We start from the raw sequence: 12,412 nt of genomic DNA, 5'->3' as shown, positions 1-12,412 counted from the left end.
ATTGCTTAAACGCTTAATCTCCACTTGTACCGGGCTTCGATGGCTTCACGCGCCAACCTGTCCGATATTGCCAGGGCCCTTGGCGTATCGGTTGCGACCGTTTCGAACGCGATGTCCGGAAAGGGCCGCGTGTCGCAGGAGCTCGGCAGGGTAATTCGCGAAAAGGCAAAGGAGCTGGGTTATGTGCCCAGTCTCGCAGGCCGCGCACTCAGCACCGGGCGCAGCCATGTGCTCGGCCTTGTTCTGGCCGACATTGCTCATCCGCTCTTTCCCCAGTTCGCGCAGGCGATCGAACATGCGGCTTCCGAAGCGGGCTATGGTGTCCTCATCGGCGACAGCCGTGGTGATATCGATGCCCAAACCCGCGCCATCAACCGCCTGATCGAGCGCGGGGCCGATGGCATTATCGTCGTTCCCCGCCATGGCACGCGCATTGGCGATATCGGCCGTCCGGTCGCGGTGATCGATTCGCCCTCCACGCCTGGCAACACGGTCGCTGCGGATCACTGGAATGGCGGGATGGAGATCGGTCGGCACCTGCTTGATCTTGGCCATCGCTCTCTTGTGATCATCGGTCTCCATGCCGATTCCAACGTTCAGAACGATCGTGTTGGCGGCATCCGTGCGGCGTTCGCTGGCATTGGGAAAACCCGTCTCATCTGGATCAGCGAGATGGAACGACGCCATGGATCGGGTTGCCCATTGGGGCTGGTGCGTCTGGTCGAGGAGGGCGTCACCGCTTTCGCTGCCGTTTCCGATCTTCATGCCCTGCGCGCCATCACCGAACTGCAGCAGGGCGGCATTTCCATTCCGGGCGACGTGAGCGTGACCGGTTTCGATGATTTGATCTGGGCTGGCGTGATCGCACCGAGCCTCACCACCATGCGCATGGATATGGACCGGATTGCGGCGATCGCAATTGCCGATCTGATTTCCCAGATCGAACAGGAAGGCACCGACGGTGTCTTACCTGATCCAAAGACCATCCGGGATCAGAACTCCATACCAATGGAACTCATCATTCGTCAGTCGAGCGGGCCAATGTTGGGGCTCCCCGTTTCTGGCGAGACGCCGCCGGGTTTTCGCGGTTCGGCGTCACCCACCATCGACCAAGTCTAGAAAAAGCACCACCAGAGAAGGAAGCGATCAGACATGCTCAAGAAACTCCTGGCCTCCGGCGTCGCGCTGGCTGCACTAAGCGGCGCAGCGCAGGCTGCCGACAAAACCCTCGTGATCTCCGTCTACGGCTTTGCCCAGGATGCCTTCAAGGAGATCGTCTACGATCCGTTCGAGGCCAAGTGCGGCTGTGAACTCGTGGTCGAGACAGGCAATTCCGTGGAGCGCCTCGCAAAGCTCGAAGCCCGCAAGGACGATCCGGAAATCGACATGGCCGTCATGTCCACCCATGATGCGCTTTCTGCCGCGCGCAAGGGCATCACTCAGTCTATCGATGTCAGCCGCCTTTCGAACTATGACAAGCTCTACGAGATCGCCAAGGACCCGGTCGGCGACAACATGGGTGTCGGCTACACCTTCTACGCCACGTCGATCGCCTACCGCGCCGACGAGGTGACGATCGAAAGCTGGGCCGATCTGTTCCAGGACAAGCTGAAGGGCCGCGTTGCATTTCCGAATGTGAGCACCAATCAGGGCCCGCCCGCGCTCTACATGGTCGGCAAGGCCATCGGCGACGATGCTGCAGACCTGAAGGCCGCAATCGGTGAAGTCGCCAAGAACAAGGTCGACATCGTCACCTTCTATGAGCGTTCCTCGCAGGTCGCGCAGCTCATGCAGCAGGAAGAAATCCTCGCTGCCCCCATCGGTCGTTTCGCCTGGGGTGCTTACTCCAAGATGGGGTTTGACATGGCCTGGGCCACGCCGAAGGAAGGCCAGACTGGCGGCATGAATGTCATGATCCTGACCAAGGGCGCCAAGAACGAGGATCTTGCCTATCAGTTCATGGATTTCTGGCTCTCCACCGAGATCCAGACCAAGCTTGCCGAGGCGCTGGTGGACAGCCCTGCCAATGCCGAAGTGAAGGTCTCTGACGATATCGCGGAAAACCTCACCTATGGCGCCGAAACCGTCGAGAGCCTGAAGCTGCTCGACCCGGCCGTCATACTCGACAATCGCGAGAGCTGGCTCTCGGAGTGGAATGCCCAGATCGGCCAGTAAGCCGATCCGCTGATGCGATGGTTCGGGGGCGGGCGATGCGCTCGCCCCCGAACCCAACACAAGGTCCCAACACATGTTTCACAATCGGATGGAAGGACTGGCGCTGGCCTTGCCTGCGGCGGTCTTCGCGGCGATCGTTTTTCTCGTACCCGTGGGCATCCTGCTTTCCGAGGGCTTTCGCGCTGAGGGGAGCTGGACCCTGGCATCCTATGCCGGCTTCTTTGAAAGCGAGCTCAACCGCGCCGTCTTCTGGCGCACCTTGAAGCTCGGGGCGATCGTCACCGCCGTGTCGGCGGTCATCGGCTATGCCACGGCCTATTCCATCGTCTCGCTGCCGCCCACCGCGCGCGGCCGCATGATCGGCCTCGTCGTCATGCCGCTGATGATTTCGCCCGTTGCCCGCACCTATGCCTGGATCGTCATTCTGGGCCGCACCGGCTTCGTCAACGAGACCATCGTCTGGCTCGGTCTTTCCGACACGCCCATCCGGTTCCTCTTCACCGAGACGGCCGTTTTTATCGGTCTTCTGCAGCTCTTCCTGCCGCTCATGATCCTGTCGCTCATCAGCGCGCTTGAAAACATGCCCAGAGATGCCGTGCCCGCCGCGCGCGTTCTGGGTGCCAATTGGCTGCAGGTCTTCGTCAAGGTCATCCTCCCGTTGACCAAGGAAGGGCTCGTCATTGGTGGCACGCTGGTCTTCACCGGCTCGCTCACGGCCTACATCACCCCCGCCATTCTCGGCGGCTCCAAGGTCTTGATGCTGGAGACGCTGCTCTATCAGCGCGTCACCGTCGCCAATGATTTTGCCTCGGCAAGCATCATCGCCATGATCCTCATGGTGATGAGCTTTTCCGCCAATCTGCTGCTCAAACGCCTGGCCACCGCGAGGAACAAGCGATGACCTCCCGCCTTCTGTCCTATGTCACGCTGGCCCTTGTTCTGACCTTCCTCCTCGGGCCGTTCGTCATCATCGTCGCAGCGGCGCTTTCAGGCGGCGAAACGCTCGCCTTTCCGCCGCAGGGCCTGTCGCTCAAATGGGTGATGAAGGTGTTCGAGGTGGAGAGTTTCAGGGCAAGCTTTGCGCTGTCCATGTTCCTCGCCATTTTCGGCACGCTTGCTGCCCTGGTGCTCGGCGTGCCGGTGGCCTATGCCGCCTCGCGCTATCGTCTGCCGTTCGGCGAGACCATCCGCACCATCGTTTCCGCGCCGATCATCGTGCCGGGCATCATTGTTGGTCTGGCGCTCCTGCGCTATCTGGTGATCCCGCTCGATGTGAGCGTCGGACTGGCGCTGTTCATCGCCCACACAGCGCTGATCCTGCCTTATGCGGTGCGGGTGGTTTCGGCCTCGCTCGACAATCTGCGCAGCGATATCGAGGAGGCTGCGGTGATCCTCGGCTCTTCGCGGGTCGCCACCTTCTTCCGGATCGTGCTGCCCAACATTCAGAGCGGCATTCTGGCGGCCTTCATTCTGGGCTTCGTCACCAGCTTCAACCAGGTGCCGGTGTCGCTCTTTCTTTCAGGGCCGGGCGTGCGCACGCTGCCCATCGACATGATCTGGTACATGGAAATTACCTATGATCCGTCGGTGGCCGCTCTTGCCGCGCTGCTCGCCTTCCTCTCCATTTCCATCGTTTTCCTTGCGGAACGTTTCCTGGGGTTCTCCCGCTATGTCTGATGAAACCTATCTCGATCTGAGCGATCTCACGCTCGCCTATGGCAAGACCGTCGCGGTCGAGCGTCTCAACCTTTCCATCCGCAAGGGCGAACTGATTGCGCTTCTGGGCCCTTCCGGTTGCGGCAAGACCACAACCATGCGCGCCATCACCGGCCTCCTGCGTCCGGCCTCCGGAAAGATCACGCTGGATGGTGCCGACATCACCCATGTGCCGGCCAACAAGCGCCATGTCGGGCTGGTTTTCCAGTCCTATGCGCTGTTCCCGCACCTAACTGTGTTCGAGAACGTCGCTTTCGGCCTGCGCCTCAAAAAGCTTCCCACCGCCGAAATCAACCAGCGGGTCGAAGCCGGCCTTGCCATGGTCGGGCTCGGAAAGTTCCACAGCCGCAAACCGGCCGAGCTCTCGGGCGGTCAGCAGCAGCGCGTGGCGCTTGCCCGCTCGCTGGTCATGGAGCCCAAGGTTCTGCTGCTTGACGAGCCCTTGTCCAACCTCGATGCGCGCCTTCGTCTTGAAATGCGCACCGAGCTGCAACGCGTCCAGCGTGAGAGCGGCGTCACCATGGTCTTCGTTACGCATGACCAGAACGAGGCGCTGGCGCTGGCCGACCGCATCGTCGTTATGAAGGAAGGCGCGATCGAGCAGGTCGGATCTCCCGAGGATGTCTACAACCGGCCGCGGTCGCGCTTCGTTGCGGACTTCGTCGGCTTCGAGAACATCTTCGTCGTCAAGGATGGGAAGATCGTCACGGAAAACGGCGCGGTGGACCTTGCCGGCGCGTCCGCCGTCAACGCGCCGGGGCTCGCATGGCGCCCGAACATGGTGACCCTCGGTGAGGGGCGCTTTGAGGGCGAGGTGCTCGGCGCTGCCTTTGCCGGCGGCTCGCGCGAATATCTTTTGAAGAGCCCGCTTGGCCCCATCAAGGCCGAGATGGACGCCGCAGCACCCGCTTTCGAGCCGGGCAGCCGGGTCGCCTTCGACCTGCCGCCGGAGCGCGCCGCCGTTCTCGAACGGATGTAGAAAAGGAGTGTCCGCCTTGGTCTGGATCGACACGGATATGGGCTTCGACGACATTCTGGCGGTGATGATGGTCGCCGCCTCGTCGAAGCCGATTGCCGGCGTCTCGCTGGTGTTCGGCAACGCGCCGATGGATGCGGTGCGCGCCAACGCCGCCGGAGCCGCATCGCTGCTTGGCTGGCGGTTCCGGATCCACACCGGCGCGGAACGGGCGATCCTTGGCGGGGTGGAAACACCCGCTCATGTTCTCGGCCCCACCGGCATTCCCACCCGTGAGCGCAGCCTGCCCGAGGCGGATGCGCTGCCGCGCACCGATGCGCTTGCGGCCCTGACCGCATGGCTTGAAGGGCTCGATGCGCCGGGCGAGATCCTGGCGCTCGGGCCGCTCACCAACATCGCGATCCTGTCGCTCGCACGGCCCGATCTCATCTCGAAGATCGCCAGCGTCACCTGGATGGGCGGCGGCGCGACGCGCGGCAACCACACGGCCTCCGCCGAGTTCAACGCTTTCGCCGATCCGGAGGCCGTCGCCATTGTCCTCGCAAGTGGCGTGACGCTGCGTGTCGCCGATCTCGATCTCTGCCGTCAGGTGCTCGTCGGACCCGAAGATGTGGACACCGTCCGCGCTGTCGGCACGTCGAAGGCCGAGATCCTGGCCGATCTCCTGGGCGCCTATGTCGACATCGCGCTCAATAGTGGGCGCAACGCCATGGCGCTCTACGATCCCACCGCTGCCGCTGCCTTCGTGGCTCCCGATGCTTTCACCTTCCAGGAAGCGGAAGTCACGATGGAGCTTGCCGGCACCCACACGCGTGGCCGCACCATTGTCGATCAAAGCCCTCGCGCAAAGCCCAACGCTCTGTGGGGCATGCGTGCTGATGCCCGGCGCGTTCGCGCGCTGGTGCTCGACGCCCTCGTGGAGGCCGCGCGCGCATGACCGCCGAAACCCAGGACCTGAACGATCCAGCCCTGCGCGATCGCGCCGTTGCCGCCGCGCGCGGCGATGCGCCTTTCGATCTTCTCATTCGCGGCGGCACGCTGCTTGATGCGGTTACCGGCGAACTGCGTTCCGCCGATATCGGCATTGTCGGCGCGCTCATCGCCAGCGTCCACGATCAAGGCCTGCGCGACGATGCAGCCGAGATCATCGAGGCGGAAGGGCTCATCGTCACGCCCGGCCTGATTGACATGCATATGCATGTGGAAAGCTCCATGATCACGCCGGCCGCATATGCAGAGGCCGTCCTGCCGCGCGGCGTCACCACCGTTCAGTGGGACCCTCACGAATTCGCCAATGTGCACGGGCTCGATGGCGTCATCTGGGCGCTGGAGGCGGCAGCCGATCTTCCGCTGCGCATGATCGTGCTCGCGCCGTCCTGTGTTCCGGCAGCCCCCGGCCTTGAAATGTCCGGAGCCGATTTCGGCGGGGCGGAGCTTGCCGACATGCTGGCGCGTCCCGGCATTGGCGGCGTTGCCGAAGTCATGAACATGCGCGGCGTCATCGACCGCACCGCGCCCATGCGCGATGTGGTGCAGGCCGGTCTTGAAAGCGGCAAGCCCGTTTTCGGCCATGCCCGCAGCCTCAAAGGCGCAGACCTCAACGCCTTCATGGCCTCAGGCGTCAGCTCCGATCACGAACTCGTCTCCGGCGATGATCTGATGGCCAAGCTGCGCGCCGGTCTCGCCATCGAGATGCGCGGCTCGCACGATCATCTTCTGCCGGAATTCGTCGAGGCGCTGAACGCGCTCGGGCATCTGCCTTCCACGGTCACGCTCTGCACCGACGACGTTTTCCCGGATTCACTTCTCAACGAAGGCGGGCTTGACGATGTGGCGCGCCGTCTGGTGCGTTACGGCATGCAGGCCCCCTGGGCCATTCAGGCCGCAACGCTCAATGCCGCGCACCGGCTCGCGCGCCCCGATCTCGGCCTTGTCGCCGCAGGCCGCCGCGCTGACATCGCACTGTTCGACGATCTGGAGAATGTCCGCGCCGCCGCCGTCATCGCCAATGGCGTCGTGGTCGCGCGCGATGGCGCTTTGACCGCTCCGGTGAAGGTACATTCCACCGCGCCGCTCAAAGGCTCGATCAAATGCCCCATTTTCACGCCCGATGATTTTCGCGTCCGGGCGGAAGGGGAGCGCGTTCGCGTCGCCACCATTCACCGCCCCCGCTTCACGGAGTGGGGCGAGGCGGAGACCTCGGTGCGCGATGGTTTCGTCGTGCCGCCCGAAGGCGCGACGCTCATCAGCGTCATCCACCGTCATGGCCGCGCGCCGGCCATTCCGCGCGTGGGCTATCTCACCGGCTGGGGTTCCTGGCGTGGCGCGTTCTGCACCACGGTTTCGCACGACAGCCACAACGTCACGGTTTTCGGCGGCAATGAGGAAGATGTAGCGGCAGCGGCCAACTGGGTGATCGAGGCCGGCGGCGGCATGGCCGTTGCGCAGGGCGGTCGCATCGTCGCCTCTCTGGCGCTGCCTCTGTCGGGTCTCGTCTCCGATGAACCGCTGTCCGATGTGGCGGCGGGCTTCACGGCCCTGCGCTCCGCCATGGACGGCATTGTCGACTGGGAGCCGCCCTATCTGGTGTTCAAGGCCTGTTTCGGCGCGACGCTCGCCTGTAATGCCGGCCCGCACCAGACCGATCTCGGCATTGCCGACAATGCACGCCCCGCCGTTCTGGAAACGCCGGTTCTCGAGGTACTGGGATAGGCATTGCCTGCGTTTTCAGGTCAGCGCTCGCCCCTCATCCTCACCTTCTCCCCGTAAATGGGGAGAAGGTGCATAGACCGTGCCACTTCTTCCTTCTCCCCGCATGCGGGGAGAAGGTGCCGGCAGGCGGATGAGGGGCATGCGCCCCACATCAAAAATCAGGCCGCCAGTTCCTGCTCCACCAGCGTCGTCCAGAATTTTACGCCGGTGCTGATCGCCCCGTCATTGAAGTCATAGGCAGTGTTGTGGTGCAGCGCGCCATCCACCGCCGGGCCATTGCCGAGCCACACATAGGCGCCCGGCACATCTTGCGAGAAAAACGCAAAATCGTCGCCCGCCGTCGAAGGCGGAAAGTCGGTGCGCACCTTGTCGCCACACACGGCCTGCGCCGCCGCCAGTGCGCGCGCCGTCGCGTCCGCATCGTTCACCACGGGGGGAATGCGGCGGATGAAGCGGTATTCCGCCTCGATGCCGAACATCGCAGCCACGCCGTTGGCCAGCCGGCCGATCTCTTCTTCCAGCTGGTCGCGCACGCGCGGGGTGTAGGCGCGGGCGGTTCCGGCGATGTCGATGAAATCGGGGATCACGTTGAGCGCATTGGGGTCGCCCGCCTGCACCGAGCAGGCGCTCACCACGGCGGGCTGCAACGGGTCCACCACGCGGCCGACAATCGTCTGCAGGCTTGCAAGAAAATGCCCGCCCGCCGTCACCGGGTCCTTGCCCAGATGCGGTTTTGCGCCATGGGTGCCGACACCGCGAAAGCGCACCTGCCAGCTGTCGGAAGAGGCAAGCTGCGGGCCGGCCACCACGGCCATCTCGTCGGTGTCGAGGCCGGGCATGTTGTGCAGGCCATAGACCGCATCGCAGGGGAAAAGCTCGAAAAGACCATCCTCCACCATGCGCTTTGCGCCACCACGGCCTTCTTCCGCCGGCTGAAAGATGAAATGCACCGTGCCGGTGAAATTGCGCGTGCGCGCCAGTTCGCGCGCCGCGCCCAGAAGCAGCGTCGTGTGTCCGTCATGCCCGCAGGCATGCATCTTGCCGGGTACGGTGGATTTGTAGGGGCGGTCGGCGGTTTCAGGCATAGCGAGCGCGTCCATATCGGCGCGCAGGCCGATGGTGCGCGGGCCATTGCCCACCGTCAGCGTGCCCACCACGCCGGTGCCGCCAAGGCCACGATGCACCTTCATGCCGGTCTCTGTCAGATGTTCGGCGACGATCTGGCTGGTGCGCTCTTCCTCGAAGCCCAGTTCGGGATGGGCGTGCAGATCGCGCCGCAATGCGACGAGAAAATCGAGCTCCGCGCGAACATCCTCGTTAACAGCCATCAATACGCCCTTTCCATTCATGCGTCTGCCCGGATAAAAGGTGCCTTCCGCAGCATGGCGGCCGGCGTGGAGATCGTTGCTCTGTCCGGAAACAGAAATCCAAGGTGAAAACAGCTCTTTCTTAACGCGGGGCCTTTCGGCAGACAATGACGCATTCCGATTTCCAGATCGATCCCCAGGCATTCTGGCAGGAGCTCGAACCGGCAGGGACCTTTGAGCGCGCGCCGCGCGGCGGCCATAAGGGGTTCTTCCCCGCAGAGCTGCCCGACGGGCGTCAGCTCGGCCTGCCGATCCGCGTTCTTTCAGGCGGCGAGCGGGCGCTTGCCTCACTCATCGTCAATCAGGCAAGCTTCGCCGTTTCCGATGCGCTGGCAAAGGCGCTGGCCGAAAAGGCGTCGGCCTTCAGGCCGGATGTTGTCGTCGGCTTGCCCACTCTCGGCCTGACGCTCGCCTCGCAGGTCGCTCGTGCGCTCGGCCACAGCCGCTATGTGCCGCTCAGCACGTCGCGCAAGTTCTGGTATGAGGAAGAGCGTTCGGTTCCGCTTCGCTCCGTCACCAGCCCCGATCAGCAGAAGCGCCTTTACGTGGACCCCCGCATGCTGCCGCTCATCGAGGGTCGCCGCGTGCTTCTGGTGGATGATGTCATCAGCACCGGCAGCTCCATTCTGGCTGGTCTGAAACTCCTCAAACTGTGCGATATCGAGCCCGTCGCCGTCGGTGCGGCCATGTTGCAGACGAACCGCTGGCGTGAAGCGCTTTCTGCCGGGAGCGAAGGCGTTTGCGAGCGGGTTGTCGGCGTGTTTCAAACACCGGCTCTCACGCCAACCCCTGAAGGCGGGTGGTTGCCGGAAATCTGATCGGCTCTTGCCATCACCGGTTTCCCTCGCCATCATGTTGCGATGCAGCATAACCGGTTCAGCACATGAGAGACACGGGAGCAGAAGTGAGCGCGCGGGCTATGGCGCCCGCCAGATTGCAGAACGGTCTCGGCCAGCTCCTTGGCTCCATTTATCCACAGCATGATCGCCATGCGCTCGCCGAACAGGCGCTGGAGGCTTTTTTCGGTCAAGCCGGCAGGCCGCGCAGACGTGGCCGCGTGCCGGCGAACTCCCTTTGGAGCGAAAAGGACAACTACGTCATCACCTATGGCAACACGCTGGTGGATGGCGAACACAAGCCGCTCGATCTCTTGCACGATTTTTCCGAGCGCTATCTGGCGGGCGTTTTCACCGGCATTCACATCCTGCCCTTTTTTCCTTTCACCTCGGATGATGGGTTCGCCGTCACCGATTATCGTGAGGTGAACAGCCAGTTGGGCGACTGGGCCGATGTTTCGCGCATCGCCGGCCATTTCCGTCTCATGTCCGATCTGGTGATGAACCATTGCTCCAGCCAGAGCCGCATGTTCTCGGATTTCCTGCAGGGCCACGAACCTTGGGATCGGTTCTTCAAGGTGGCAAACCCTGATGATGATCTGAGTGCGGTGGTGCGGCCCCGCACCCATCCGCTCCTGCGCGCGTTTGAAACCGAGAACGGCACCAAGCATGTCTGGTGCACTTTCAGTCACGATCAGGTGGATTTCGATTTTTCCAATCCGCGTGTCCTTTTCGAGTTTCTCGATATCATCCGCGATCATATAGAGCGTGGCGTGCGCACTATTCGCCTCGACGCGGTGGCCTTCCTCTGGAAGGAGATCGGCACACGCTGCATCCATCTGCGCCAGACGCATGAGATCATTCGCCTTATCCGGCTTCTGTGCGATTACCGCGAGGAGCCGATTGTTCTCATCACCGAGACCAATGTCCCAAATGTCGAGAACCTCAGCTATTTCGGCAATCGCAACGAAGCGCACATGATCTACAATTTCGCGCTGCCGCCACTTCTTCTCCATGCGTTGTTGGGCGGCACGTCGAAATATCTCAACGCCTGGCAGATGGCGATGCCGCCGGCGCAGCTCGGCTGTGCCTATTTCAATTTCTCCGCCTCTCATGATGGCATTGGCCTGCGACCCGCCGAAGGTCTCATTCCTGAAGAAGAGATGCTGCAGGTCATCGACACGGTGCAGGGTTTTGGTGGCCGTGTGTCCTATTATGCCCGCCCCGATGGCGACCGGCCCTATGAACTGAATGTGGCGCTCTTCGATGCCTTTGCAGGAACCCATGAAGGAACCGACGATCTGCAGGTGGAACGCTTTCTGTGCAGCCAGGCCATTGTCATGGGGTTGGAGGGCATTCCTGCGTTCTACATTCATTCCCTCCTTGCAACGCGCAACGACTATGACGGCGTCGAAAAGCTGGGCTACAATCGGGCGATCAATCGAAAGCGCCTGGACTACGCGATGCTGCGCAAGGAGCTTGATGACCCAGACACACTCTCCGCCCGTACCCTTTCGCGGCTGAAGGAGATGGTGCGTGTGCGATCAGTGCAACCCGCTTTCCATCCCAATGCCACGCAATTCACGCTCCAACTCGGCGAGGCCTTTTTCGGCTTCTGGCGTCAGAGCCTTGACCGCGCGCAAAGCATCTTTGCCGTTTCCAATCTCACGGCAGAGCCGCGCTCCATTCCCCCCATGGCCCTCAATCTGATCGAGGGCGATGCATGGTGCGATCTCCTTACGGGGGAGCCGGTGGCACAGCTTTCCGGCGAGATTGCATTTGCTCCCTACCAGACGCGGTGGATCTCAAACAGGCAAGCTTCTGCATGATAATCCGGCCGCGTCTCGTCGTGTTCAGCGATCTGGATGGAACCTTGCTGGATCACGAGACCTATGATTTCACACCCGCTCTGCCTGCGATAAAGGCGCTTCGCGCCCGCTTTGGCGCGCTCATTCTTGCCTCCAGCAAAACGGCTGCCGAAATCGCGCCGCTGCGTCGTGCGTTGGATTTCGCTCACTGTCCCGCCATCGTGGAAAATGGTGCCGGCATCCTTGCTTCCGAGAGGGGCAGCCAACATGACAGCAGGAGCCGCTACGAGGAGCTCATCGGGCATCTTGATGCGCTGCCGGATGAATTGCGGCGATCCTATGCCGGGTTCTCGGATTGGGACGCGCGGGAGGTGGCGGCCCGAACAGGCTTGAGCCTGGAGGCAGCGCAACTGGCCAAACAGCGTGAATATTCTGAACCGGGCATCTGGAGCGGAACGGAAGAGGGGTTCACCGCGTTTTGCAACGCGCTGAACAGATTGGGTGTGCATGTCCAGAAGGGCGGGCGGTTCGCCACGCTCTCATTCGGCGGAACGAAGGGGCAGAGGGTCAGAGAGCTTTTGGCGCGACTCGAAGACAAACGCGTTCCGGTTGTCAGTGTGGCACTTGGCGATGCGCCGAATGACAGGGACATGCTGGAAAGCGTGGACATTGCTGTTGAAATTCCTAACCCTGCCCATCCGGGCATCGGCAAGATCGCGCGTGGTGGAAGTCAGGTGCTGAGAAAGGCGCGTCTCGCGGGGCCGGCAGGCTGGAACGAGGAAATGCTCGCAGTGCTGGAAGAGATTGAATAGCGGGGAGGAA

At 62.5% G+C, this 12,412-nt stretch carries 11 protein-coding genes; 10 read left to right on the top strand and 1 reads right to left on the bottom strand.

Annotation, left to right across the window (positions count from 1 at the left end):
* Positions 1-39: 39 nt before the first annotated feature.
* The 7 genes from KW403_RS04585 (at position 40) to KW403_RS04555 (ending at position 7,579) form a co-directional block, all read left to right on the top strand.
* Positions 40-1,119, top strand: coding sequence for a LacI family DNA-binding transcriptional regulator (locus KW403_RS04585; protein WP_223021573.1), 1,080 nt, complete (start codon positions 40-42; stop codon positions 1,117-1,119).
* Between the two features lie 33 nt (positions 1,120-1,152).
* Positions 1,153-2,175: a polyamine ABC transporter substrate-binding protein gene (locus KW403_RS04580; protein WP_223021572.1), complete on the top strand. Its 1,023-nt coding sequence runs from the start codon at positions 1,153-1,155 to the stop codon at positions 2,173-2,175.
* Positions 2,176-2,248: 73 nt separating this feature from the next.
* A complete protein-coding gene (locus tag KW403_RS04575; protein ID WP_223021571.1) occupies positions 2,249-3,076 on the top strand; it encodes an ABC transporter permease in 828 nt (275 codons plus the stop codon).
* The gene (locus KW403_RS04570; protein WP_223021570.1) at positions 3,073-3,852 is read left to right on the top strand and encodes an ABC transporter permease; all 780 of its coding nucleotides are present in this window, start codon (positions 3,073-3,075) and stop codon (positions 3,850-3,852) included. Before KW403_RS04575 ends, KW403_RS04570 begins: the two co-directional genes overlap by 4 nt.
* The gene (locus KW403_RS04565; protein WP_223021569.1) at positions 3,845-4,870 is read left to right on the top strand and encodes an ABC transporter ATP-binding protein; all 1,026 of its coding nucleotides are present in this window, start codon (positions 3,845-3,847) and stop codon (positions 4,868-4,870) included. The genes KW403_RS04570 and KW403_RS04565 overlap by 8 nt, the downstream gene beginning before the upstream one ends.
* Positions 4,871-4,886: 16 nt before the next feature.
* Positions 4,887-5,804: a nucleoside hydrolase gene (locus KW403_RS04560; RefSeq protein ID WP_223021568.1), complete on the top strand. Its 918-nt coding sequence runs from the start codon at positions 4,887-4,889 to the stop codon at positions 5,802-5,804.
* A complete protein-coding gene (locus KW403_RS04555; protein WP_223021567.1) occupies positions 5,801-7,579 on the top strand; it encodes an adenine deaminase in 1,779 nt (592 codons plus the stop codon). The genes KW403_RS04560 and KW403_RS04555 overlap by 4 nt, the downstream gene beginning before the upstream one ends.
* A 158-nt stretch (positions 7,580-7,737) precedes the next feature.
* Here KW403_RS04555 and KW403_RS04550 read toward each other — a convergent pair whose 3' ends face one another.
* On the bottom strand, positions 7,738-8,907 hold the full coding sequence (locus KW403_RS04550; protein WP_223021566.1) for a M20 aminoacylase family protein: 1,170 nt from the start codon (positions 8,905-8,907) through the stop codon (positions 7,738-7,740).
* Between the two features lie 146 nt (positions 8,908-9,053).
* Here KW403_RS04550 and KW403_RS04545 point away from each other — a divergent pair, with 146 nt between their 5' ends.
* The 3 genes from KW403_RS04545 to KW403_RS04535 all read left to right on the top strand — a co-directional run bounded on the left by KW403_RS04545 (position 9,054) and on the right by KW403_RS04535 (position 12,402).
* The gene (locus KW403_RS04545) at positions 9,054-9,764 is read left to right on the top strand and encodes a phosphoribosyltransferase (RefSeq protein ID WP_223021565.1); all 711 of its coding nucleotides are present in this window, start codon (positions 9,054-9,056) and stop codon (positions 9,762-9,764) included.
* An 86-nt stretch (positions 9,765-9,850) separates the two neighbouring features.
* Positions 9,851-11,611: a sugar phosphorylase gene (locus KW403_RS04540; protein ID WP_246637894.1), complete on the top strand. Its 1,761-nt coding sequence runs from the start codon at positions 9,851-9,853 to the stop codon at positions 11,609-11,611.
* Positions 11,608-12,402: an HAD-IIB family hydrolase gene (locus tag KW403_RS04535; protein ID WP_223021563.1), complete on the top strand. Its 795-nt coding sequence runs from the start codon at positions 11,608-11,610 to the stop codon at positions 12,400-12,402. The genes KW403_RS04540 and KW403_RS04535 overlap by 4 nt, the downstream gene beginning before the upstream one ends.
* Positions 12,403-12,412: the final 10 nt, after the last annotated feature.

This window comes from Nitratireductor kimnyeongensis, assembly GCF_019891395.1.
In the GTDB taxonomy this organism is placed as follows: domain Bacteria; phylum Pseudomonadota; class Alphaproteobacteria; order Rhizobiales; family Rhizobiaceae; genus Nitratireductor; species Nitratireductor kimnyeongensis.
This window is presented reverse-complemented; position numbering and strand designations above follow the sequence as displayed.